The 25,659-nt window shown below is 43.2% G+C and carries 22 protein-coding genes; all 22 read left to right on the forward strand.

From position 1 onward, the window contains the following. Positions 1 to 121 precede the first annotated feature (121 nt). Positions 122 to 2,752 carry a stalk domain-containing protein gene (locus G9U52_RS28985; RefSeq protein ID WP_311764940.1) on the forward strand — a complete coding sequence of 877 codons (2,631 nt, stop codon included), beginning with the start codon at positions 122 to 124 and terminating at the stop codon, positions 2,750 to 2,752. 129 nt (positions 2,753 to 2,881) lie between these two features. Continuing rightward, the gene (locus tag G9U52_RS28990; RefSeq protein WP_166154224.1) at positions 2,882 to 4,036 is read left to right on the forward strand and encodes a sensor histidine kinase; all 1,155 of its coding nucleotides are present in this window, start codon (positions 2,882 to 2,884) and stop codon (positions 4,034 to 4,036) included. Positions 4,037 to 4,038: 2 nt separating this feature from the next. After that, the gene (locus G9U52_RS28995) at positions 4,039 to 4,761 is read left to right on the forward strand and encodes a response regulator (RefSeq protein ID WP_166154226.1); all 723 of its coding nucleotides are present in this window, start codon (positions 4,039 to 4,041) and stop codon (positions 4,759 to 4,761) included. 100 nt (positions 4,762 to 4,861) lie between these two features. Next, positions 4,862 to 5,263: a hypothetical protein gene (locus tag G9U52_RS29000; RefSeq protein ID WP_166154228.1), complete on the forward strand. Its 402-nt coding sequence runs from the start codon at positions 4,862 to 4,864 to the stop codon at positions 5,261 to 5,263. Positions 5,264 to 5,294: 31 nt separating this feature from the next. After that, complete coding sequence (locus tag G9U52_RS29005) at positions 5,295 to 7,316, forward strand: ATP-dependent helicase ComFA (protein WP_166154230.1); 2,022 nt, start codon at positions 5,295 to 5,297, stop codon at positions 7,314 to 7,316. Beyond that, positions 7,313 to 8,113: a ComFC family protein gene (locus G9U52_RS29010; protein ID WP_311764941.1), complete on the forward strand. Its 801-nt coding sequence runs from the start codon at positions 7,313 to 7,315 to the stop codon at positions 8,111 to 8,113. The genes G9U52_RS29005 and G9U52_RS29010 overlap by 4 nt, the downstream gene beginning before the upstream one ends. 100 nt (positions 8,114 to 8,213) lie before the next feature. Next, on the forward strand, positions 8,214 to 8,633 hold the full coding sequence (locus G9U52_RS29015; RefSeq protein WP_166154232.1) for a flagellar protein: 420 nt from the start codon (positions 8,214 to 8,216) through the stop codon (positions 8,631 to 8,633). A 104-nt stretch (positions 8,634 to 8,737) separates the two neighbouring features. Further along, a complete protein-coding gene (flgM, locus tag G9U52_RS29020; RefSeq protein ID WP_166154234.1) occupies positions 8,738 to 9,010 on the forward strand; it encodes a flagellar biosynthesis anti-sigma factor FlgM in 273 nt (90 codons plus the stop codon). A gap of 28 nt (positions 9,011 to 9,038) precedes the next feature. After that, positions 9,039 to 9,542 (forward strand): flagellar protein FlgN, encoded by a 504-nt coding sequence (locus G9U52_RS29025; RefSeq protein ID WP_166154236.1) that lies wholly within the window; start codon positions 9,039 to 9,041, stop codon positions 9,540 to 9,542. A 39-nt stretch (positions 9,543 to 9,581) separates the two neighbouring features. Next, entirely contained in the window at positions 9,582 to 11,168 is a 1,587-nt protein-coding gene (flgK, locus tag G9U52_RS29030) for a flagellar hook-associated protein FlgK (protein WP_166154238.1), read from the forward strand. 36 nt (positions 11,169 to 11,204) lie between these two features. Beyond that, a complete protein-coding gene (gene flgL / locus G9U52_RS29035; RefSeq protein WP_166154240.1) occupies positions 11,205 to 12,098 on the forward strand; it encodes a flagellar hook-associated protein FlgL in 894 nt (297 codons plus the stop codon). A 21-nt stretch (positions 12,099 to 12,119) separates the two neighbouring features. Further along, positions 12,120 to 12,689: a DUF6470 family protein gene (locus G9U52_RS29040; protein WP_243767629.1), complete on the forward strand. Its 570-nt coding sequence runs from the start codon at positions 12,120 to 12,122 to the stop codon at positions 12,687 to 12,689. Positions 12,690 to 12,736: 47 nt separating this feature from the next. Then, positions 12,737 to 13,192: a flagellar assembly protein FliW gene (gene fliW / locus G9U52_RS29045; RefSeq protein WP_166154242.1), complete on the forward strand. Its 456-nt coding sequence runs from the start codon at positions 12,737 to 12,739 to the stop codon at positions 13,190 to 13,192. Continuing rightward, a complete protein-coding gene (csrA, locus tag G9U52_RS29050) occupies positions 13,192 to 13,428 on the forward strand; it encodes a carbon storage regulator CsrA (protein ID WP_166154244.1) in 237 nt (78 codons plus the stop codon). Before fliW ends, csrA begins: the two co-directional genes overlap by 1 nt. 134 nt (positions 13,429 to 13,562) lie before the next feature. Further along, on the forward strand, positions 13,563 to 14,342 hold the full coding sequence (locus G9U52_RS29055) for a class I SAM-dependent methyltransferase (protein WP_207953279.1): 780 nt from the start codon (positions 13,563 to 13,565) through the stop codon (positions 14,340 to 14,342). A 260-nt stretch (positions 14,343 to 14,602) separates the two neighbouring features. Then, positions 14,603 to 17,422, forward strand: coding sequence for a flagellin N-terminal helical domain-containing protein (locus tag G9U52_RS42125; protein ID WP_279538771.1), 2,820 nt, complete (start codon positions 14,603 to 14,605; stop codon positions 17,420 to 17,422). Between the two features lie 111 nt (positions 17,423 to 17,533). Then, positions 17,534 to 20,353 carry a flagellin N-terminal helical domain-containing protein gene (locus tag G9U52_RS41485; protein WP_166154248.1) on the forward strand — a complete coding sequence of 940 codons (2,820 nt, stop codon included), beginning with the start codon at positions 17,534 to 17,536 and terminating at the stop codon, positions 20,351 to 20,353. Positions 20,354 to 20,549: 196 nt separating this feature from the next. After that, on the forward strand, positions 20,550 to 21,149 hold the full coding sequence (locus G9U52_RS29075) for a DUF8042 domain-containing protein (protein ID WP_166154250.1): 600 nt from the start codon (positions 20,550 to 20,552) through the stop codon (positions 21,147 to 21,149). Continuing rightward, complete coding sequence (locus G9U52_RS29080; RefSeq protein ID WP_166154252.1) at positions 21,136 to 23,064, forward strand: motility associated factor glycosyltransferase family protein; 1,929 nt, start codon at positions 21,136 to 21,138, stop codon at positions 23,062 to 23,064. The genes G9U52_RS29075 and G9U52_RS29080 overlap by 14 nt, the downstream gene beginning before the upstream one ends. Further along, positions 23,030 to 23,665, forward strand: coding sequence for a pseudaminic acid biosynthesis-associated methylase (locus G9U52_RS29085; RefSeq protein WP_166154254.1), 636 nt, complete (start codon positions 23,030 to 23,032; stop codon positions 23,663 to 23,665). The genes G9U52_RS29080 and G9U52_RS29085 overlap by 35 nt, the downstream gene beginning before the upstream one ends. An 18-nt stretch (positions 23,666 to 23,683) precedes the next feature. Next, positions 23,684 to 24,472: an imidazole glycerol phosphate synthase subunit HisF gene (hisF, locus tag G9U52_RS29090; RefSeq protein ID WP_166154256.1), complete on the forward strand. Its 789-nt coding sequence runs from the start codon at positions 23,684 to 23,686 to the stop codon at positions 24,470 to 24,472. A 33-nt stretch (positions 24,473 to 24,505) separates the two neighbouring features. Beyond that, on the forward strand, positions 24,506 to 25,627 hold the full coding sequence (locus tag G9U52_RS29095; RefSeq protein WP_166154258.1) for an N-acetyl sugar amidotransferase: 1,122 nt from the start codon (positions 24,506 to 24,508) through the stop codon (positions 25,625 to 25,627). Positions 25,628 to 25,659 lie beyond the last annotated feature (32 nt).

Below are 25,659 nucleotides of genomic sequence, written 5' to 3' on the forward strand. Positions count from 1 at the left end.
TTCTATTATTATAGAGAGCTTATTGATTCTACTTTTTTTAATTTAGTTTGCCTTAAACGTAACTTTTCATAGAGTTATAGAGTCTATATCTTATAGGCTGGGATAAGAAGGGAGCATACAAGTGGTTAAGCATAAGCAATTGGGAACGAAAGTATCTGCAATCGTACTATCTACAATGATTTTTTTATCGCCATTTATGACCATGACAACTAACAGGGTGCTGGCTGCTTCCGAACCGACTGTCACAGAGGTTGGTCAAGAAATATTAACGTCGGGCGCAATTTTGAAAAAATATGTTTGGAAATCAATTCGGAACAATAAAGAAATTACAACTAACGGTAATGTGGTAGAGGTGGATTTGACGAATCCACTTGTAAAGCTTGATGTCATGAGTGGTACGAATAATCAATTTACGAAAAAGCAAAGTGTGCTAGGTATGACTAAAGAAACGGGTGCTGTAGCGGGTATTAATGGCGACTTCTATAACACACAAGCCGAAGGCGTGCCTATGGGACCCGAGATCGCTAACGGGCAGCTAATGGCGACTCCTCCTTATTTGCCGGGGTTTTATACCTTTGCGTTATCCAAAGATAATATACCTATCGTAGACTTATTCACTTTTCAGGGCCATGTAATGGCCAAGGATGGTGCCCAATTTACATTGGGGGGCATTAACAAAACGTACTATTGGTTTGAGCCGAATGATGAGCATAGCCACATCGATGCGATGTTTATGTATACGAATGCTTGGGGGCAATCAGACCGATCCAATGATGGAACGACTGTGCCTACCGAGGTATTAGTCCAGAATGGAATCATTAAGCAAATCGCAGAAAATACGATTATTGATATGATTGCACCAGCTGATGGTTATATACTGCGTGCATCGGGGCTCGCGGCTGATTTTGTTATGAAGCATCTGAAGGTTGGCGATCCGCTTATTGCTGATTACCAGGTGCTACCACAGGATTCAAGTAAAACCTATGACACCACTAAATTTAAAATGATGATTGGCGGTCATACCATTATGGTAGACGAAGGCCAGCCAACGGAATTCTCGCGCGAAGTTGCTAGTTTATGCTGCACCCGGTCGAGAACGGCAATAGGCTACTCGAAGGACCAGAAATATGCGTATCTGATTACCGTAGATAACGCTGGGGACAGCAAAGGGCTTACCATGACTGAGCTTCAGCAATTTATGATCAAAGTAGGCGTCTGGAAAGGTATGAACCTGGATGGAGGGGGCTCTACACAGATGGCGGCACGTCCACTAGGAGAAGTATCTCCTATAGTGGCTAATAAGCTGGAGACGGGCGTACAGCGCAAGGTAGTCAATGGAGTAGGGGTATATTCATTAGCCCCCAAAGGGCAAGTGAAAGGGCTTTTTATCCAAGCACCTACGATGCTATTCGTTAATGAGAAGGCAGCCTTGGGCGTTAGGGGATATGATGAATATTATAATCCTATTGAAGCAACTGAAAAAGTACCAGCAACCTGGTCCGTAAGCAATGATGCTGGGTCGTTCACTGATAATATTTTCACCCCGAATAAACCAGGGATCGCTCAGGTTAATGCTTCCTCGGGAACCGGTAAACAGACGGTTAGTATCGAAGTAGCAGGTAGAGACCAGATCGCCAGTCTCAAAATCAATATGCCCAATATGGTCTTATCGCAAGGAGGCAGCTATAACCTCCCTGTCATAGCAACTACAAAGACGGGTAAAACTAGGGAAATCCCTGCAGAATCTATTCAGTGGGAAGTCCTGGGCATGAAGGCTGAGGTCAAGCAAGGGGTTCTAACCGTAAATGATTTAGCAGGAGCTAGTCAAGCTCAGGTGATAGCACGTTATGATGGATACAGTACGATGCTGACGATCGGCATTGGTAAGGATCAGGTATGGTACGATCTGGACAAAACAGATGTGATGACGATGGCTAAAGGAAAGCCAGATAGTGTAGGCTCCTCGGTTTATATCAAGCAAGACGCTACTAAGAACCACTACTTGGAGCTGAATTATGATTTCACTCAAGGAACGGGGACGAAATGGGCGTATGCCGACCTTGATGCTGGGATTCAGATTGAGGGGCAGCCTCAATTTATGAAGCTTAGGGTTAATGGGGATGAAAGCCTAAATGCGCTTAAAACGGAGATCAGAGACAGCGCAGGCGGCGTATTTTATGTAGAGCTCGCGCCAATACTTAACTGGAAGGGCTGGCGTACGGTTTCAGAGGATTTAAGTAACTATAACTTCAAATACCCTATTACAGTCCGCAGTGTTTATGTAGTAAGTGAAGAAATTGGGCAGGATGAACGTGCGGCGAAAGGGAAGGTCGAAATTGATGATATTACCTTTACGTACAAGAGTCCATTGAGTATTCCTTCCAAGAATGCGGTCAATCTGACGATCAATAAAACGGCGGTCTCCGTCAATGGAAAAAACATGGTACTTGAGCAAGCGCCTGTTATTGTACAGGGAAATACATTGATTCCAATTCGTTTTGTAACGGATGCATTAGGTGGAACCGTACGATGGGATGAGAAGGAACGAAAAGTAACGGTGATCCGTGGAGACAAGCTTATTGATTTATGGATTGACCATCCAGACCTTATTATAAACGGACAGAGGGTTACAGCTGAGGTAGCGCCTAAAATTATGAGTAACGTTACCGTAGTACCCTTACGCGTTCTTTCCGAGAATTTAGGCTGGAAAGTAACTTGGGATGAAAAGACCCAGCAGATCACCTTACAATAATTAGTTCGGGATAACTTCTTACAAACTCATCGAAATATGGTACTATATTGCATAGGAGTCTGCTCGAAGGATGAAAGATTCTGGGAACAGACTTTTATGAATGGAAGCGCTGAAAGGAGCCTGACCTGAATGCAAGTAGATGCTCTGGATCGTGTAATTAAAAATGCGATCGACGTCATGGAGAGTAGCAAATACCAAATTTTCGAAATCTGTGAAAGTGTTCGGTCAGAACGTGATGCTCTTAACAGCGAACTGCAGCAGGTCATGGAAGAAACAACAAATACGATTAATAAGGTTGACCAATTTGAAATGGATTACCGGCGGGCGCGAATACGCTTGACTGAGGTAAGCCGCGATTTTAAAAGGTTTAAAGAGGATGACATCCGTTCAGCCTATGAGCTTGCGACCCAAATGCAAACGCAGCTTGCGATGCTCCGTGAAAAGGAACTCCACCTGAAGGCTCGGCGTGATGATCTGCAGAAGCGAATCAAAAACGTGGACAAGCAGCTGGAGCGTGCCGAATCCGTCGTATCCCAAGTTAATGTGGTGCTGGAATATTTGGATGGAGATTTGGACCAGGTTACACGATTGTTAGAATCCGCGAAAAACCGCCAGCTCATTGGGTTGAAAATTATTTTGGCACAGGAAGAAGAACGAAAGCGGATTGCAAGGGAGATCCATGATGGGCTGGCTCAAACTTTAGCGAATGTCGTGCTGCGAACAGAAATCGCGGAACGGATGCTTAATAAAGATGCGATCGGCTCGGCGAAGGAAGAGCTTTCTGATTTGAAAGTGCAGGTAAGAAGTGGGATTGAAGAGGTTCGCAAAATTATTTTTAATCTGCGCCCTATGGCGCTTGATGATTTGGGGCTTGTGCCTGCATTAAGGAAATTTATCCAGGATTACGAAGATAAAACGAAAATTCGCACCAAGATGGATCTAGTAGGGAAAGAAACACGGTTGCCCTCCGGTATGGAAGTGGCAATTTTCCGGGTTGTCCAAGAAACGTTTTCCAATGTTCTAAAGCATTCCCATGCTTCTCATGTAGCTTTGGAAGTAACTTACCAACAGCAGATGGTGAAAATCATGGTTAAGGATAACGGCATTGGTTTTGTTGTCGAGCAGATCAACAAGAAGATTGATAAAGGCAGCCATTATGGGCTAATGGGCATGCGTGAGCGTATGGAATTGCTGGAAGGAAGAATGGAGATTGAATCCGGCAAGGGAGCCGGTACTAAGGTTTCGATGACCATTCCCATTAAATTAGAATCGAAGGAGGAATAATCATGGATGCTGCCAATACGAAAAGAAATATTAGACTAGTTCTAGCGGATGACCATCAATTATTTCGCGAAGGTGTAAAGCGGATATTGAATATGGAAAACGACCTTGAGGTTGTAGGCGAATGTGGAGATGGGATTCAGGTCATCGAGCTATGTAATTCATTAAGCCCGGATATCGTATTAATGGATATTAATATGCCCGTTGAGAACGGTGTGGTTGCTACAGGCAAGCTAAAGGAGATTTTTCCTGATATCAAGGTTATTATTTTGTCCATACATGACGATGAAAGCTATGTATTCGAAACGTTGCGTAAAGGCGCTTCCGGCTATTTGTTAAAGGATATGGAAGCTGAGTCCTTAATCAATGCGATACGCTCTGTGGTTGCAGGGCATGCGTACATTCATCCTAAAGTGACAGGCAAGCTCATTAACCAGCTTCGCCGCATGACCTACCTGGATGAAGTAGGCGTTGCCGGATCCGGTGTGGTGTCCAAGGAAGCAGGCGTCAAATATATACATAGCGATAGCAGTCCCTTAACCCGCAGAGAAGCAGAAGTGCTTCGTTTGATGGCTGAAGGCAAAAGCAACAAGATGATCGGCGAGTTTTTGTTTATAAGCGAAAAAACGGTCAAAAACCATGTGAGCAGCATTCTGCAAAAGATGGAAGTAGACGATCGTACACAAGCTGTTATTGTGGCTATCAAAAACGGCTGGGTAACACTCTAAGTTACGCTTTCAGGAAGCCATGAATGATGAGTAATGGCTTAAAGCACAAGGAACACCCTTATTCGTCGCGGCATATACTGGCCTTAAGGAGGGGGCCGCGATGATGATAGGGTTACTTTGGATTATAGGCAGCTATGCTGCAAGCATTCTCTTGGTGCATTGGTGTTGCCGGCGGGTTCGACATGAGGGGCGAAAAGCTGTTAGGGTTTGGTTAATTACCAACAATAATCAATTGCAGATGGAATGGTTTATACGTTATTTACACTTTTCTTCATGGTTAAAGGGAAAAGATATCCAGATGACTATTGCCGATCAAGGATCAACTGATGATACATTAGCAATTGTTGAACGTCTTCGTTTCGAATATTGGATAGAGGTCAGGCATGTCCAAGACCAAGAAACGCTAGAGGATTGGATCGTAGGCGACCATAATTATGACCAGGCTTTGGTAGTTAGACTGGGTAATCAAGATGTTTTAGATAACGCTTACAAAATGCTGTGAGAATGCAAAAATCTGGTTGTGAGGGTGAGCGATGAAGTCTGTTGTTTATGCGCGAATAAGTGGCCATTCATGCATGTGGCATGTATCCTTGGACATACGGGCTGATTTGGCCCATTGGTTCGGTGGGCGTCGCAATCCTTTGCGGATATGGATGCTTGAACCGGCCCTTTCATTTGGACAAGCCATCTTGCTAACAGAGAGACTGAGTAGCATGAAATGGAAGGCGGAACAAGTGTCCTCGCCAAGCTTAATGCTAGAAGCGGTAAGCCGGCAAGCGGAGCTGCTTGGAGTACCCCTCGGTTTAAGCTTGGACAAGCCTGGAGCCCCATTGGCAGGACAGGCGGATAAGCATGGAACTTCACAAGGAGGACGTAGAGACAAGCTTGAGGCACATCTGCGGGAGTGTGATTGGCAGCAATGGGCAGGCTATCGGACTACGGAAGCAGGGGCTAGAGCGGTCTTGCCAGAAGAGCTCCTAACATTGATAAGCATCATGCAGGGGAGAAGCTTGTTGTTGGAGGAAGTAAGCCAACTGATGGAGCACCACGGTTTAATAGATGCAGGGGAGCAACCCCTTCTCTATATACAAATGGGTTATTTACGCGGCGAATTACAGATCAGTCAAGGCATCCAGAGATCAACCAAACGCATATTCCCCACTTTGCGCACCCAACTCGTTTATACATGCCAACGCTGTGGAAGTGGTATTGAGCATATGGTGATGACGGATTGCCTCTTTTGCGAAGCATCATGCCCTTATTGTGAGCAGTGCTTGACGATGGGAAGGTCACGTTATTGCTCCGTGATGGTTAGCGCAGCTGAGCGTGTTGACCCGATCGCTGGCTTTGATAAAGCGGTAGGTAATAGGGAACTTGAGCCTAAGCCTAACTTTGAATCTGAATTTGATCCTCAGCCTGGAAATGTGGAGCTATATGAGCGTTATATACTGCCATGGGGATTAAGCAACGTGCAGGCAGAGGCGTCCTCTTTGGCATTGCAATTTTTGAAAGCCAATGAATCCCAATTCAAGCATAAGTCTGGACAAAAACCCGGTCAATTTTTGATCTGGGCAGTTACCGGAGCTGGAAAGACGGAGATGATTTTTCCGATGATCCAATATATGCTGCATCGCGGCAAGCATGTGGTAGTGGCTACGCCCAGAAGGGACGTGGTGCTTGAGCTCCGCCCGCGGTTGGAAAAAGCATTTGCCCCTACGCCCGTAGTTACCTTGTACGGAGGCAGCGAGCAGCGCTGGGACACGGGAACCCTTACTATTGCGACTACACACCAACTCCTGCGGTTTGAGCGGGCGTTTGACCTTGTGGTCATCGATGAACTCGACGCGTTTCCCTTCCACAACAATCCTATGCTCGAATATGCAGCCCACAAGGTATGCACGAAAACGGGAGTGACCCTACTGCTTTCGGCTACTCCTCCCAAACAGCTTCAGAAGGCAGCCAGGCGTGGCCAATTGCCCCACGTGAAGGTGGCGGCGAGATACCATCGCCATCCGTTGCCTGTGCCCCTGCTGCTGGCAGCACCTGCCTTGTCCCAGCAGCTTAAGCGGGTTTCCTTGCACCGCAAGCTCGAAGAGAAGCTTGCAGCTTCCTTGCAAAGAGGGGCACAATTATTTGTGTTTGTCCCGAAAATCCAGCTCATCGAGCCGCTGGTTGGGCTGTTACGTACGATTTTTCCTGAAGTCACAGTTCAAGGTACCTCCTCCAAAGACGAGCAGCGGGCGCAAAAGGTGATCGATTTTCGTAACTCGATTATTCGTATACTGGTCACCACCACGATTTTGGAGCGGGGCGTAACGATCGCTAAATCTGATGTATTTGTGTTGGATGCAGACGCTTCACTATTTGATTCAGCTTCGCTTGTGCAAATGGCGGGACGTGCCGGTCGCTCAGCCGCTGATCCAGCGGGACATGTATATTTTGTTGCTAAAGAGAGAACCCGCGACCAAGTAGAGGCCATTCGGCAAATTAAATCGATGAACACTTTGGCAAGGAAGAAGGGATATTTACGTACTAAGGGGGAAGTGATCCCGTGAACAATAAAAGTAAGGGCACTAGAAGCATGGCCCGGGGGTTCTCACAGCTACTAAAGCGGGCAGAGTTGTTGCTGGCGCCCAGCCGCTACACATGTATAGCTTGCCATGGTACCTACACGCGGCAAGGCAAGCTGCCGCTTTGTGAATCTTGCTCGGCGGCGATTCCATGGATCTTACATATCCGTTGTGAGGGCTGCGGCCGGCCGGAAATATGCCCGGACTGCAACCGCCGCACGCAAGCTTATTTCGTGCAAAACCGTAGCGCGGTTAGCTATAGTCCGCTTATGAAGGAATGGCTCGGTGTATTTAAATACCGCGGTCACGAAAAGCTGCGGGAGCTGCTAGGCACCATGCTTTTGCATGCCTATTACCAGCACCAGAAGCATCCAGCTGCTTCGGCCAACGCCTCACCTTATACTGAGCTGATTACCTTTGTCCCCTTAAGTGAGCAACGCTTGGCGGAGCGGGGCTTCAATCAAGCACAGCAATTAGCGGAGGAGCTCAGCGTCCTAACGGGAATCCCTGTGATTGATGTACTGGAAAGGACACGCCATACTGACAAGCAGAGCTTTAAGACTCGTGGAGACCGGCTAGAAGATCTACAGGGTGTATTTGCGCTGCATCCTGCTGGGCGAAATGAGCTCAAGCAGCTAACGGCTCAAAGTGGAGTGCAAAGCGATATTCGCCTATATATTATTGATGATGTCTACACCACAGGAAGCACCCTTAATGAGTGCGCCAAGGTGATCACGGAAGAGCTTGCGGTAGCTGTATACGGAATCAGCTGGGCTAGATAAATATATTTAGGAAACTGCTTAAAATACAGTGTACAAGCGTTTATCTAGTAAGCTACACTAGAAGTACCAAAGCTACTTATTGGAGGAGGCACTAAAAATTATGACTTTAAATGTGGCTAATTGTCATCGTTGTGGGAAAGTATATTTAAAGAATATGTACGGGATGTGCGGGAACTGCATTAAAGATATCGATTTGCAATATGAAAAATGCCTGAAGTATTTAAGGGAGTATCGTACTTGTTCCATTGCCGATTTAAGTGAGGCGACAGAGGTAAGTCATCAGCAAATTACCAAATTTATTCGTGAAGGGCGTATTTCCATTAAGGGTAACCCGAATATGGGATATGCTTGCGAAGTATGCGGTAACGCGATCCGTGAAAATTCCATGTGTGAGCCGTGCCGCTCCAAACTAGCCAAAGATACGAACCAGATGCATGAGGATGAGAACCGTAGGAAAACGCAGGAGCATACGGCTCATAATACTTTTAATATTCAAGACAGGCTGAAGGATCGTCACTAAAACAGCTATTCTAAAAACTTAATATAAACTTTTGCTCTAACTTCACCGATAAAAGTAGTAACGCTTATCGGTGAAGTTATTTTAGTTGAGAGTGGGGTGCTTTTATGAAAATCAATGGAACAAATCGGGTTGGTACCGTGAATCAATATCAGAAGAGCCATGATGCCATGTCTGTGGCGGCTGCGGGTAAAACCGGAAAGAAGAAAGATCAAGTGGAAATTTCGAGTGAGGCGAAGGAGCTATTGGGTACACAAAACACATCAGGGGTTGAACATTCCAAAGAGAAAATCGATGCATTGAAAACCTCGGTAGCAGCAGGGACCTATAAGATAGATGCCCGATTACTCGCAGAAAAGCTGTTTCCTTTTATAAAGTAATCCAATTTGACTAACTAGGTGGATGAGTATGGCATTCCAAGCTTTGATTCAAACAATGACGGCATTAAACGGAGTACACGATGCTTTGTCAGAATTGGCTGAGCAGAAGAAGCAGGTACTTATCTACAATCGTGTAGAACAGTTAACACAGATCGTCTCTAAGGAAAACAAGCTCATTAAACAGATTGGCGAGCTGGATCAGCAGCGCGTGGAAGTCATTGGGCAGTTCTTGATTGAAAAGGGCTACAAGCCTAACCCTAAAGTAACCGTGAGCGATTTAACGAAAATTATTTTTAATATGGACGACAAGAAAGCACTATTGGAATTACAGAAGCAGCTTCTAGGGACGATTCGCAAGCTTCGGGAAATGAATCAATTAAATCAACAACTTATCGAGCATTCTTTGTCTTTTATTGATTATTCTTTAGATCTCATCGTAGGGCCTCCCGAGGATGATGTCTTTTACCATAAGCCCCAACAAAACGCCGCCCGTGGCAATAAACGCCTAGGTATCTTCGATACTCGCGCTTAGGCAGCATAAGCACCACCAAACGGAAGGAGACCCTACAATATGCGTTCTACATTCAGTGGTATAGAAATATCCAAACGCGCTTTATTTACCCAGCAAGAGGCGCTGAATACAACCGGTCATAATGTGGCCAATGCGAATACACGGGGATATACCCGTCAAGTAGTCAATATGGTAGCCGCTAAACCACAAGAGGCTGTCGCCATGAGCCGCAGCACAGTTCCTGGACAAATGGGGCAAGGTGTTGAATTTTCTTCTATCACCCGAATTCGAGAAAAGTTTCTGGATTCGCAATTTTATAATGAAAATAAATCATCTGGGGAGTGGACGGTTCGCCAAGATACATTGGATAAGCTGCAAGCTATAATTAATGAGCCTTCCGATACGGGGGTTCGCCAGGTTATCCAGAATTTCTGGAACGCGTGGCAGGAGCTGAGTAAAGCTCCTGATAATTTGACAGGCCGTGCCGTAGTTAAAGAGAGTGCACTAGCGATGGCGGATGCCTTCAACCTTACATCTAAGCAACTGAGCGATCTTTCCAGCGATTTGACGGATAACATTAATGTAAAGACAACCTATATTAATTCCACAACGGATCAAGTGGCCAAGCTGAATAACGAAATATTTCGGATAGAAGGCTTAGGCAATAATGCGAATGACCTTCGAGATCAACGGGATGTATTGCTGGATGATTTATCGAAGACGATCAATATTACGGTTGTCGAGGATGCCAGCGGATATAGAGTATCGATGGGTGCGCAAGTACTGGTAGACGGCTTTAATGTAGCTTCAACAGTCTCAGCAGCCTCACTTGAAGGTAGCTTCGGTGGAGACTTGAGTAGTGGAGAAGTATACGGAATGATTAACTCTCGTGATGTATTAGTAGCTTCGTACCAGAACGAGATTAATACGATGGTTAAAACGATGGTTGAGGGTGACGTGAAGGTTACGCTGCCAGCCGGATCCGTTGTGCCCGAAGGAACAATTATTGGAACGAAAACGTATACCGGTACAGTTGCACAGAGAACCCTGCAAGAAGCTGATGCAAGAGAGATCACGGTCAAAGGCTTTAATGGTTTGCATAAGCTTGGTTATGTGCTCAATAACGATAAATTCGTAACAGGTGGGGATTTCTTCCAGACTAGCGACGGTGGTGCCTTTAGTGCAGCCAATCTAATCGTAAATCCGGCGATTGAGCATAATGTTTCAAATATTGCTGCGGCACTCAGAACTTATGTGGATCCTGCAGATAATGTGGAAAAAGTAGTTCGTGGTAATAACGATATGTCGCTTCTGGTAGCGGGCCTTAGCCAACAATCCTTTAACTTTGACCCAACAGGTGCAGGTACCGTTGTTTTGAAGGAAGGTACATTAGATGAGTTTTTCCGGGCAGTTGTTGGGCAACTAGGCGTACAAGGCCAAGAGGCTGAAAGGCAATCTACGAACCAAAAAATTCTGGTAGAGCAAGTAGAAGCCAGAAGGCAATCGGTTAGTGGCGTCTCGATGGATGAAGAAATGGCGAACATGATCAAATTCCAACATGCATACAATGCAGCGGCTAGAGCAATGACCACCTGTGATGAAGCGCTCGACAAAGTCATTAATGGTATGGGTATTGTAGGCAGATAATAGCACGCTAATTTCGGGAAGCAATGAGGTGTCGATATGCAAAGAGTGACCCAAGGGATGATGAGCTCCCAATTTCTGCGTAATTTAAACAATAATCTTAAAGGTATGGACAATCTGCAAAATCAACTAGCAACAGGTCGCAAGCTTAATAAACCTTCCGATGACCCAGTGGGCATCAGCTTCTCCATGCGCTACCGCAGTGAGCTGTCGGCTAATGAGCAATACCAGTCCAATACGAATTCGGCGACCTCGTGGATGTCGTTCACTGATACCGTAATGAATCAAGCTGGCGAAGTCATTCAGAAGCTTCGTGAAATGGCGGTCAAGGCTTCTAATGGAACGAATCCGCAAGCTGCGTTAGATACAATGAAAGCCGAATCAGAGCAGCTGTACGAGCAGATTGTTGATATTGGGAATAGCCAATTTAACGGTAAATATGTGTTTAACGGCGAGTTAACTAATATTAAGCCATTCACGTTGGAAAATGCGGCGACAGAAGTCCCAGATACTGGACTCATTAACTTTGAGATTGGTGCTGGAGTTCAGATCTCTGTGAACGTCCCTGGGAGCCGGGTGTTCGGTGAAGTAGCCGATGCCGATAACATGTTTAAGATTACACAGGATTTTGTTACGGCGCTGGGAGCAGGTGATTTCACGGCTATCAACAAAGCGATCGGCGACTTTGATTCGCGTATGAATAAGTTCTTGGATGTACGTGCAGATATTGGTGCCAAGATGAATCGGATCGAGCTTACAGATGAGCGGCTGAAGGATATCAGCTTAAACGTAGAAAGCCTCCAATCTAGAGTAGAGGATGCAGATATGGCTGCTGTTATTACGAATCTGAAGGTTGCGGAAAATATTTATCAGGCCTCGCTATCAACAGGGGCCAAGATTATTCAACCGAGCCTGGTTGATTTCTTGAGTTAATAGCGAAGGAGGTCTATTGACATGTTTCCTATTCCCCAGCTTCAATATCGGACAGAGAATGCTAGCTATCGGATTGATTCTGATTTGGGAACTCAGCAGATCAAGCAGCCTCGTCCCACACAGGAGATTGAACAAGTCGACGCGCAGATGGATATCAAGCAACCCCTAGGGACGATGGAGATCGACCAGTCCAAAGCATGGGACGCTCTAGGCTTGGGTAAGAACACAGAGGTGATGCTGCGTATTTATTCCGGTGCGCGGGATGTGTGGCTTCAGGGCATAGCCAAGCGGGTCGAGGATGGCAATCGGATGTGGGCGATCCACAAGGGCGGGAATGCCATTAAGGAGATGGGCCAGGATTTTCGGGTCAGCTTCCCTGAGATGAATTTTGCCGGGGAAGCCTCTTATGACAATGTTGATATCCATTACGAAAGAGCCAATCCTGATATTCAGGTGCAAGAGGGCGGAGCCGAGATTACGGCACAAGTGAATGCTCCGGACATTAGCTATGAGCGGGGCAAATTCGACTTCCAAATGCTGAGCTATGCGAAGGTTGAGTTTACACCACCACAGATTGATACTAAACTGTAGATGAGAGCATCTACAGTTTTTTTATTTATAGGAGGGAACACATTCCGATGGAAATAAGCACCGTTCGATTTGGCGAGATCGAGATTCAAGATACAGAGGTTATTACTTTTTCACAGGGGTTGCCCGGCTTCGAGCAGCTGCAGCAGTACGTTATCATTAAACCCAATTTGGAGCTTCCTTTCTCCTTTCTGCAATCCGTAGAAGATGGAGAGGTTGCCTTTATCGTTGTAAGTCCATTTGTCTTCTACCCTGCCTATGAGTTTGATATTTCCGAAGATGCCAAGCAGGAGTTGGCCATTAAGGAAGAAACGGACGTTCTGGTCTGGAACATCGTTTCCATTCGCGACAATTTGGAGGACGCTACGATCAACCTGCTAGCGCCAATCATTGTAAATAATAAAGATCTTCTGGGTAAGCAAATCATCCTGCAAGGGACGAATTATACAGTCAAACAGAAGCTAATCTCTGTTCAACAGCCTGTCGTGGAAGGGGGAGAGGTATAATGCTCGTCCTCGCTAGAAAAAAAGGGGAATCCATCATCATTGGTGACCAGATTGAAGTTGTTGTGCTGGGCGTAGAAGGCGATGTAGTCAAGCTGGGTATCCAGGCTCCCAAGAATGTGCAAGTGAACCGTAAGGAAATTTATGAGGCCATCAGGCAAAATAACCAGGAGGCCTCTACGCAAATACCTGACATGGAGAAGCTTAATAAGCTGTATGGAAAGAAGGAGCACTTATAATACTGACCAAGCAATCGAACAGTACGAGAGAGAATGTTGCGGTTGTCAGAGATAGCATATATGTTTATTAATTTACTGCGTAAAAAGGAGGATATTGTCTAATTAAGGGAGAAATGATTATACTGACAAATATAATGGAGAAGGTGCATTTTACCATGGGTGAGTATTTAAATGAAAATGCTTCAAAAAATGAACTGAGTTTAGTACAAAGACTGTATCAATTATCTGAAACCGATGGAAAGAGGTTATTAGGCGAAGAGAAAGCGATCTTTCCTTCTGTTTTTATGAGGAGACAGGAGCTAAGTTACATACTTGCTAATTATGAAATATTTAAGCAAATTCAAGATGTAAAAGGAAGTATATTTTACTTTGGCGTCTATTATGGCGAAGGTTTTATGACTTATGCGAACCTTTGTGCAGCCTTAGAGCCATTTAACCATAGTAGACAAATTATCGGATTCGATACCTTCGATGGATATCCTGAGGTAACAGCAAACGATGTTAACCCACAACTTGAATATCGAACTATGCATGCAGGAGGATGGGCAAGTAATTTCTATGATGTACTGAATGAGCTTATAGAAATTTACGACAGCAATCGCCCTATATCACAGCTTACAAAAGCTAAACTAGTAAAAGGCGATGTCAATGTCACATTACCAGATTATATAGAAAAAAATCCTCATTCTGTTGCAAGCTTAGTTGTATTAACGATGAATCTATATGAACCTACAAAAAATGCTCTATCCTTATTATGGCCAAGAATGCCAAAAGGTGGGATCGTTGTCATGCATAGTATAGATCAACATATTACGCCTGGCATAACAGCAGCATTACTAGACACTATTGGAATAAACCATGAAATCAAGATTTTTCCATATGCTCCCAATCTGGCTTATATAATAAAACGTTAAGCAAGGGTCTACAGTTATTCTCAGTTATTGCTTAATTAGTTGGAGAACATACGAATGTCCCGAATTCAGGTCTGAGAAGGATCAAGTAATGTAAAAAAAGATATGACTAAAAAAAGTTGGAATTGCTATTCACATTTGGACTTCAATGTTCGATATAGTCTATAGGCACTATTCGTACAGGAACGGCCGACCTATCCGAGTAGTATGTCAGAACACCCCACATGGAAGTGGGTAAACCCATTCAAGGAGTGAAACACACAATGAGAATTAATCACAACTTAGCAGCAATGAACACGCACCGTCAATTAACGAACAACACAGCGGGCACTAACAAATCTTTGGAGAAATTGTCCTCAGGTTACCGTATCAACCGTGCAGGCGATGATGCTGCCGGCTTAGCAATTTCCGAAAAAATGCGTGGCCAAATCCGTGGTTTGGATCAAGCTTCCCGTAATGCACAAGATGCAATTTCCCTAGTTCAAACAGCTGAAGGTGCAATGAGCACAACTCATAACATCTTGCAACGTATGCGTGAGCTTTCCGTACAATCGGCGAATGATACTTCGACTGATACTGACCGTGCACAACTTCAAAAAGAAGTTGAACAGTTGAAATCCGAAGTTGACCGTATTGCTTTTACAACTGAGTTCAATACCAAGAAATTATTGAACGGTAGCTTGACCGGAACTAAAGCATTGCAAGGTACTGTTGCAAATTCAGCTAAGGTTGATGTAGCTGATTTGGCTGCTAGTGCGGGGACTGCAATTGCAGGTGCTTCTATCTCTGAGCGTGGATCCGTGCAAACAGTTACAGGTAAAGGCTACTCCGAAACAGCTTTTAATGCGTTGGATGAGCGTACTGTTATAACAGATGCTAATAATGGGTTTGCTTTTACAACTGCGAGTGGTGCTCTCATGAGCGGATCTATCGCAAATAGTACAGGAGCAGGATACACTCGTGCCGAATTTGCAAAAGCCGTAGAAGCTACTATTAATGCTGCTCTTACAGGAGCAAATATTAATACGGAGAGTAACAGCATTAAAGTGTCCATCTCAAACGACAATAAAATGGTGTTCACTACAACAGAGGCTGGCAAGGATGCTTCACTACAAATTAATGCAACCACTTCTGGATCAGGTAGTGCACTAGCTGCTATTGGTTTCAGAGGTTACCAGAATAAGATTGAAGGAACGCTTGATATTAGTGCTGGTTATACTGTTGGTACTTCAACTACTTCAGGGGAATTCGCTGTTACAGTTGGAGATGTTACTTCAACTATTACATTAGCTAGTGGTATTGCTTATACAAAAGATCAGTTGAAAACAGAAATTCAATCACAATTAGATGCCGATTTGGGTGCTGGAGCAGTAACTGTTTCAGATAATAATGGGAAAATTGTATTCACAAGCAATATTAAGGCAAGCAATTTTACAGTTTCCGGTACTGCTGCTGGTGTTGGTCACTCTGCATTACTAGGGATAGCTACCGGGACGTCGGGTGGGGTTATCAACTCAGGCAGTATCGTAGTTAGTTCGGGTACAAACACTGTGAATGGCTATAGCACAGGGATCAATATTGCAGAGGGCGTCAATGACTCCTTCAAGCTTTCGGTAGATGGTGGCACAGCAACGTCATTGACGCTTTCTACTAAGCTTTATGCTACTAAAGCAGATTTGGTTAACGAAATTAATAATCAAATCGGAAGCAATACAGAACTGACAGGCAAGGTACAGGCAAGTCTAAGTGCAGATAATAAGATTACATTTACATCAATCGCAACAGGGTCTGCTTCATCTGTAACGGTTTCTGATCCAGATGCCGCTGGGCAAACTGCTCTAGGTGCGATCGGTTACGGACCTTCGGCTGGTAACATTAAAGGCTCATTGGATCTTGTCAATGGATTTAAGTTTAGTGGTACAACAGATACTGCTGACTACTACAAGTTAACAGTTACATTAGGAGATAAAACAAGAACCATTAATTTGTTGGATCAGCCTAATATTAAGCTCAATACTGCTATTGCCAGTGGTAATACTACAAAAGATGCCATTGTTAAAGGTTTACAAGCTGCATTAGATGCTGAATTTGGTAAGGATGCAATTAATGTAAGTACGGTAATCTCTGGTGTTGGGGAATCATTGCAATTGACAACGAATACTGCTGCATCTAAATTTATTGTTGCAGGCGTTGTTGCTTCTGGTTCAGGAGCAGCAAATCTATTTAGTACTGATAAAACAGCTACAGCTACAGTAGGAACAACTCCAACTAATATAACAACAACAGGAACTGATGCAGTGGATAACACACTTGCAACCAACTCCTTGTTGAAAGATTTGACGGATTCTGACAACAACAAGCTTGGTTTAAGTGCCGGCAATGTTATTAGTATTGCAGGAACTCAAGATGGTAAAGAGTTTAAAGCGAGTTTATCCGTAACAGATACCTCTACTGCTGGCGATTTGCTTGGAGCTATCCGTTCAATTGATGCATTTGCTGGAGCATCGGTTGCTCTTGATATTGCTAAAGGAACAATCAATATCGTTGGTAAAAACGGCGAGAAATACGATATTAGCAATCTTAAATTCTCCGCACAGAAGTCTGCGGTTGATACTACGGCTGTGGGTAACTTCAACCGGACATTTGGTGACTTTAAAGTCACTCAAAATGCACAAGATGCAGCAAGCGACGCTTCCTTGTCGATGCAAATTGGTGCTAACCAAGGTCAAACAGTAGCTCTTGATATCAATAACGTCAGCGCTTCTTCCTTGAAGATCGCTAATGTTGATGTAAGTACTAAAGAGGGAGCACAATCCGCGATCAGCGTAGTTAACAATGCGCTTGAATCCGTTTCTGCAGAACGCTCTAAACTTGGTGCTATTCAGAACCGACTGGAATACACCATCAATAACTTGGGAACTTCCTCGGAAAACTTGACTGCTTCAGAATCCCGTATTCGCGATGTAGATATGGCGAAAGAAATGATGGAGTTCACCAAGAACAACATCCTTTCCCAAGCTGCACAAGCGATGCTGGCTCAAGCAAACCAACAACCACAAGGCGTGCTACAACTTCTGAGATAATTATCTTTCACACCAGAGAAAAGACTCTAGAATTTCTAGAGTCTTTTCTTCTATAACCCATTCAGGTAAATTGTACCCCGAGAGGTTACGTGAAGGAAGGAGGAGTGTTGCATGAGAATCAATCACAATATGTCGTCTATTAATACTCATCGAATTCTTACGGATAATAGCGCATTGATGCAAAAATCAACGGAGAAATTATCCTCAGGGCTACGCATTAACCGGGCTGGTGATGATGCGGCAGGCTTGGCCATATCGGAAAAAATGCGTGGGCAAATTCGCGGCTTAGATCAAGCATCACGCAATGCACAGACTGGGATATCGCTTATCCAAACAACTGAAGCAGCACTGAGCACAACTCACAATATTTTACAACGTATGAGGGAGCTTGCCGTGCAGGCCTCTTCAGATTCGTACACCAATTCAGACCGTTCACAGATACAAAAAGAAGTAGATCAGCTCAAATCGGAGATTGATCGTGTAGCGTATACATCAGAATTTAATACCAAGAAGTTATTAGATGGCAGTTTGACGGCAGCTAAGAGTTTGCAAGGCACCAAGGTTGTCTCAACTGTCATTGATACGGTCGATTTCCTGGGAACTGCGGGCAAGACAATAGGTGGCAGTAGTATTACGGAAAGAGGTTCCGTACAGACAGTCACTGGGCATGGATATTCGGAAACTGGATTCAATGAGCTGGATGAGAAGATCAGAATCATAACGGGTATTAATGACCATTTCACCTTTAATATCAATGGGGCAACTAATATATCGGGGGCTTTTATTGAAGCAAGTGCTGGAGATGGATACACACAATCACAATTTGCTTTCGCCGTTGAGCAGGCAATTAATGCTGCATTAAAACTATCGGGACTGCTTGTTGAGAAAAACCAAGTGCAGGTCTCTATTGTTGATAACAAGCTTGTTGTCACCACGAAGGAAGCTGGAGACAAAACCACGTTCTCTATGGGTTCAGGCACGTTGGATCGATCGGCATTATCTGAGATGGGTTTCCGAGGTTACCAGGATAAGATTGCAGGTACTTTGGATATGAGTGCAGGTATCCAGATAACGACAGGTACGACTTCGGGACAGTTTAGTGTAAATATAGGCAGTGGCAGTGCAACGATTACGCTTGCGGATAACACCAGCTATACTTTGCATACACTGCAAACGGAGATACAGAATCAGCTTGATACTTCTTTCGGTACTGGTGTTATTATGGTAGACAACGAGGGTGGAAAACTGGGCCTGACGGCGATGGTGAAAAGTAGTGTATTCAATGTTTCTACATCAGCAGGCTTGTCTAACCTATTCGGTTTATCCGCGAACACATCAGGAGGTATCATTCAATCTGGGTCTGTGGTCAGTGCAGTGGGAACTAATAGCTTCATGGGTTATTCGGAAGGCATATTCATTGGATCAGGGATTAATGACCAATTAGCCTTGTCTGTTGATGGAGGTGAAATCCGAACGCTGACACTATCGTCCAAGCTGTATACAACAAAGAAGGATCTTGTTAACGAAATTAACAATCAACTCGGAAGTGATGCTTCGCTAGTAGGTAAAGTTCAAGCGAGGCTAACTGACGAGAACAAAATTGAGTTTGAGTCTGCATCAACAGGGACTTCTTCAGCAGTTGTTATTCTCAATCCTGCCGCATCAGATCAAAGTGCATTAGGTGCGATCGGTTACGGGGTTATTGCCGGAAATATTTCGGGTACTAATAATATTGGAGCCGGAGTAGATCTAAGTGGTGTTGCAAATAACCTTGACCAATATAAGCTAAATGTAATTCTTGGCAATAAATCGGCTACCATCAATCTGTTAGATCAGCCGAATATTGAACGGGCTACGTCATTGGGATCCGGATTAACTACACGAGATGCCATTGTGAAGGGGCTGCAAGCGGAACTGGATAGCGCTTTTGGTAGTGGAGCCATACATGTATCAACACAGGTCAGCGGCAATGGTGAAACATTGAGGTTAACCACGATAACAGCAGCGGCGAAGTTCTCTGTTAGCTCCCTTGGAGGTGCATCAGGTGCTAGTACTTTGTTTGATGCGTCTCTCGCAGCAGGATCGAAAATTGAAGCGGCTGTAGGTACTACGCCAACCAATATTCGAATAACGGGTACAGATGCGGTGGATCAGAATCTTGCAACCAATACTAAGCTTATGGAATTAACAGACCATAACCATAATAATCTTGCTTTGGATGTGGGCAATGTAATTACCTTTGCGGGTACGCAAGGTGGCAAAGGCTTTAGCTCAACTCTTGTTGTCCGCTCTGATTCGACTGTAGGGGATCTACTAGCACTTATGAGATCAGCAGAGGCATTTCAAGGTGCATCTGTAGGGTTGGATCTTAGTAAGGGTACGATCAGCATCGATGGTAAAAAAGGTGCCCAACACGATCTGAGTAATCTTAAGCTATCGGCAACCCGATCAGCAACCGATGCCACGCCTGTGGGAGAATTTAATAGACCCTTTGGAGGCTTTGATGTTATTCAGCAAGCACAGGATGCTGCAAGGGATTCATCATTGTTAATTCAGGTGGGTGCCAACCAAGGTATAGTCGATTCTGTTGATGTGAGCAGTGCTGACACTACATCGTTGCGCTTAACGAATATCGATGTTAGCACGTCCTCACAAGCGCGATGGGCGATAGCAGTAATAGACAATGCAGTAGAACGAATATCTGATGAACGTGCGAAACTAGGGGCTATCCAGAATAGGCTGGAGAATTCAGTTACTAATCTTAGCATCTTTTCAGAAAATTTGACTGCTTCGGAGTCCCGTATTCGTGATATCGATATGGCTAAGGAAACGATGTCATATACCAAAAACAATATTCTTACTAAAGCCTCTCAGGCTATGCTATCTCAAGCTAATCAGCAGCCTCAACAGGTACTTATGTTATTGCGTTAAATTCAAAGTAAACAGACTCCCGCTGGAAATTCAGTGAGAGTCTGTTTTTTTGGAAAATAACGGATACAAGAATGTGCTTAACTGTTTATATGATCGAAAGAAGTCGAATTAACACCCAATTACTATAATGGATGACTGTTGTTTGTCCGATATAAAGTATATAATTCAACTCATACAATACTATCGGGGGACAAATATGGAAATAAAAGTGTTCGATCAAACCTTAACTATACAAGAAGATTCCGATCCTAAAGAACAAATTATTCAAGCTATTAATCAAGAGATCAATAATAACAACCAATTAGTGTTCAGTTACCTGATTGTTGATGGTACCGAACAATTTGTAGATAATTTTCAGTTATTATCTCTTGATCCTGAAGCGAAACTTATAGAAATTGTATTTGGTGATAAGACAAGCATAATTAAAGAGCTGACAGAAAGTGCAAATGAGTATATTACCAATGCACTTCCAGTGGTTGAGGAGTTGGCTAATGATTTTTACAAGTCACCCCAAGCAGAGAGTTGGAATGAATTAAACAAACTGTTTGATGCTATGGATTGGCTGAATATCATGCTTACTAATTTTAGCGAGCTTGGTCTCAGCCACGGGGATGAAATTAATGGGAACAGGAATCAATTGTTTAACCAAATAGAAGAAATTCATAAAGCCATGTCCAACAAAGACTATTCATTGATTGGGGATCTTTTGAAATACGAGGTTACGGAACTATTTGGGAATATCCAGACCGTGTCTAATAAAATAGGCGAAGGGGTAACCATCAATGATAAAAATTGATAACGTAGCTTTATTGAAAAATAAATTTTCTGAGGTTTGGAGTTATTATGCTGCCTCCGAAGGCATGCTAAAAAGAGAGCATATTAATCTAAAGACAGCGAAGAATGGGCTGCCGACACTTTCTGTTATGTTTGAGGGAAATGAAACATTTCTTCATAGTAAATATGACCCCATTCATGAATCGGAGCAGTGGCTAGCTGAATATGAAGAGCGTGTTCATGAATATGAACATGTGTTTTTCTATGGTGTTGGTTTTGGTTATCATATTGAAACCTTAATGAAAAAATATTCTAATAAATCTTTTTCGATCTATGAGCCTGATGCAAGTGTGTTCTATGAGTATATAAGCAACCGAAATTTATCGGAGCTTCCCTTGAAAAGTTTAAAACGAATCATGATAGAATATGTCCCCAGTGTCTTATGGTTGGAAATTGACCGTTTCCTCAGCGCTTTTAATGATAAAGTTTTAATTATTACCCATCCCATTTACTCAAGGGTTTATGCGGAACAGACTAATCGATTTCAGGAATACTTTACAAAGGCAATTGAACAAAAAAGGACGCACTTGGCCTCCACTTCAAGCTATGAGAAGCTTTGGACAGTGAACAGTATGCATAATTTTATAAAAGTGCTGGAAACACCAAATATATTAAGAGATATGAAAGGTTTTTTTAAAGATAAGCCCGTTCTTATGGTCGCTGCTGGGCCTTCATTGGAAGAAGAATTTGAGCATATTAAATATATCAAGGAGAATCGCCTAGCGTATATTATTGCTATCGGATCTGCCAATAAAGCCTTATTATCACAGGGGATATTTCCCGATGCGGTAACTTCATATGACCCGAATATATATAACCATTTGACATATGAAGAAATTATTACTCAGAAGCTTTCTAACATTCCGATGATATTTGGTACAAGTGTGGGTTATAAAACAGTAGAATTGTATCCAGGGCCAATGCTCCATATGGTCACAATTCAAGATCCTGTTTCTGTTTATTATTTGCAAGAAGAAAGATTATTGGAAAACGGTGAGTTTGTAACAGATGCACCTTCGATAGCGGTTATCACCTTGGAGCTTTTGCATAAACTTGAATGTAATCTATTAATTATGGTTGGGCAAAATTTTGCCTTTAAAAACAATCAGTATTATTCAACTGGTGTCAACTATACGTATAGGACTAATGAGTTAAGCGATAGCGAAAACGCTGATATGGAAATGGTCGAAAGCGTGGATGGCGGGGAAGTCCAGACAATGAAGGGCCATTCAGTAGGGCGAATTCAAATGGAGCAATACTTAAGTAGAATGACAAACATCAAAGTAGTAAATACAACTAAAAATGGTGCCAAAATTCAGGGTACAGAATTTATTACTTTGGAACAAATCATCGAGACAGAATTAAAGGAACAGGTTGTAGATCCTCAGTGGTATATGACTACACCTAATCCATATAATCTTGATAAATTGAGTCATCAAGTAGAAAACATGGAAAAAAGTCGGCAAGAGCTTCGTGAATTGTTTGAGCAGTTGGCCAAGACATTACAAAAAATGGAGACACTTGTTACTTATAACGAGGCAACTCAGTTGAAGAAAATGTTCCCAAAACTCGACAAAATCACCAAAAAATTTCTTGCTAATGATTTCTATAAGGTATTTCTTAGTCCAGCACTTCGGTTGGCTAGAGAGCAACTCAATAATTCCATTATACCGATAAGAGAAATAGCAGATATGGTGGAAAAGGCTCGTAAAACCAAAAATGTATTTGGACAGTATGTGTATGACTGCCAGAATATGTTTCAAACCCTTGAAAATATGGTGATGAATGTACAGCAATATATCAGGATGACCATTGATGAGCGCAGAGCGGAGGAGAACAACGATGCAAACCCAGCAGACACAGTTTTGGCAGAGTGAATTCGGTGCTGAATACACAGAACGCAACAAATTCTCTGTAGATGAGCAGGATGCCCTGTATGTAAATGAATATGGCCATACTCGCACAGCTATGAACAAAGAGTTCTTGGTCGATCTTGAAATCGGCAGTATCCTCGAAGTAGGCTGCAATGTAGCCAACCAGCTTCGCTGTCTGCAAAGCATGGGCTATAATCAGCTGTATGGTATTGAGCTGCAGGCCTACGCGGTGGAGAAAGTAAAAGAAATAACAAAAGGCATCAATGTCATCCAAGGCTCAGGTTTTGATATTCCGTTTAAGGATAGTTATTTTGACCTCGTATTTACAAGCGGGGTATTAATCCATATATCGCCTGATGATATCAATACGATCATGGACGAAATGTATCGCACAAGCAACCAATTTATTTGGGGCTTTGAGTACTATTCGGACACTTATTCAGAAATCCCTTACCGCGGGAACAGCAACAAGATGTGGAAGGCGAACTTCATGCAACTCTTCTTGAACCGCTTCCCTGATCTGGAAATTGTTAAGGAAAAGAAATATCCTTACCAATATAATGATAATATAGATCAAATGTTTCTGTTAAGAAAGAAAGCTTAAACTAGTGAGGTGAGAAGGATGGTTAAGAATAGACTGATTCCCGTTCTTCTCTTGAAAGACGGGTACCTCGTTAGAAGTGAGAATTTCTCTATCCACCAGATCCTTGGCAATCCGGTACATGAAGTCGAGCGGTTTAATCATTGGAACGTGGATGAACTCATTTACTTGGACATAAGTGAAGATGATGTTTATTATGGACAGCGCAACGATACTCGTGTTAAGAGTGCGATGGATATTTTGACGGTGCTTGAAGAGGTTTCAAAGACCTGCTTTATGCCCCTTACAGTAGGTGGGCGTATTCGTTCGATTCAAGATATCCGGGAAAGATTGAAGCGTGGAGCCGATAAAGTCGCGATCAATACGGCAGCCTTTGAGATGCCGGAGTTGATTCAAGAAGCGGCACTGATTTATGGAAGCCAGTGCATCGTCATTTCTATTGATGTAAGAAGGAATGCTGAAGGAAAATATGAGGTTTATTACGATCATGGCAGAAAAGCAACGGGGGAAACCCCTGTTGAGTGCATACAGCGGATGGAGAAGCTGGGTGCCGGAGAAATATTATTGCATATGATCGATAGGGACGGAACAGCCGAAGGATACGATCTTGAATTAATCAAGCTGGTATCCGAATCCACAAGTTTGCCTGTCATTGCACTTGGTGGAGTTGGAAGCTTCAAGGATTATGCAAAGGGTGTTATAGAAGGTCGCGCTTCCGCGGTTGCCGCGGCTAATATTTTTCACTTTATGGAACTTACAGATCGACGGGGCAAGAAGGCAATGAAGCAAGCTGGTGTGAACGTTAGATAAGGTAAGAGCCAACCAACTAGAGGAGGTTTTTTTATGCAATATTGTACGCGTTGTGTATATCCTGCGATTGCAGCAACTCCTTTAACATTCGATGAACATGGTGTTTGTTCGGGATGTAGAGTTTCTGCACAAAGACATGAGTTAGACTGGGAGCATCGAGGTAAATTATTGGGCGAATTATTTGAAGATTATAGAACGAACGGTAATAATTATGACTGCATCATTCCCGTCAGTGGCGGTAAAGATAGTTATTTCCAAGTTCATGTGGCAACAAAAATATATGGTTTAAAGCCTTTGCTAGTCACCTATTACCATGATAATTTTATTCCAGCAGCCGAACGTAACCTGTTTAAGATGAGAGAAGTATTTGATTGTGATCATCTTATTTTCCGTCCAAGCAAACGTGTTCTATCAGCTATTAATCGGCTTACTTTCTACAAGATGGGTGATATGAATTGGCATTATCATACTGGAATATTTACTTATCCTGTACAAATGGCAGTGAAGCATAAAATTCCTCTCATTATTTGGGGAGAACATGGCTTTATGGATTTAGGTGGTATGTATAGTCATAAGGATTTTATTGAGATGACGGCCAAGTTTCGGTTAGAACATGCCCAAAGAGGATATGATTGGCACGATATGGTTAATCAAGAAGGACTTACTGAAAAGGATCTCCTATGGGCTAAATATCCTACAGATGATGAATTGGACGAAGTTGGAGTTAGAGGGATTTATCTTAATAACTATGTGTATTGGGAAGCTAATGACCACGCCAAATTGGTTATTGAAGAATATGGATGGGAAACATCTGATGTAGTATTTGAGAGAACCTATAGAAATATTTCCAATTTAGATGATATATATGAGAATGGAATTAAGGACTATTTGAAATATGTTAAATTTGGGTATGGTAGGGCGACGGATCATGCGTGTAAAGATATACGCGCAGGCATTATGACTAGAGAAGAAGGTATTGAAATGGTTAGAAAATATGATGATGTCAAATCTAGTGATCTGTATAAGTGGTTAGACTATGTTGGAATGACAGAAGAAGAGTTTGACCGTGTTGCAGATACTTTCAGGGATGCGAGAGTGTGGTCTCAAAATTCAAAAGGTAAATGGATAAAGGAAAATATTTGGGATAAAGGCTAGATGAATTATAAATAATTTAAATAGGTGATTGA

The organism is Paenibacillus agricola (assembly GCF_011440305.1).
Classification (GTDB): Bacteria; Bacillota; Bacilli; order Paenibacillales; family NBRC-103111; genus Paenibacillus_S; species Paenibacillus_S agricola.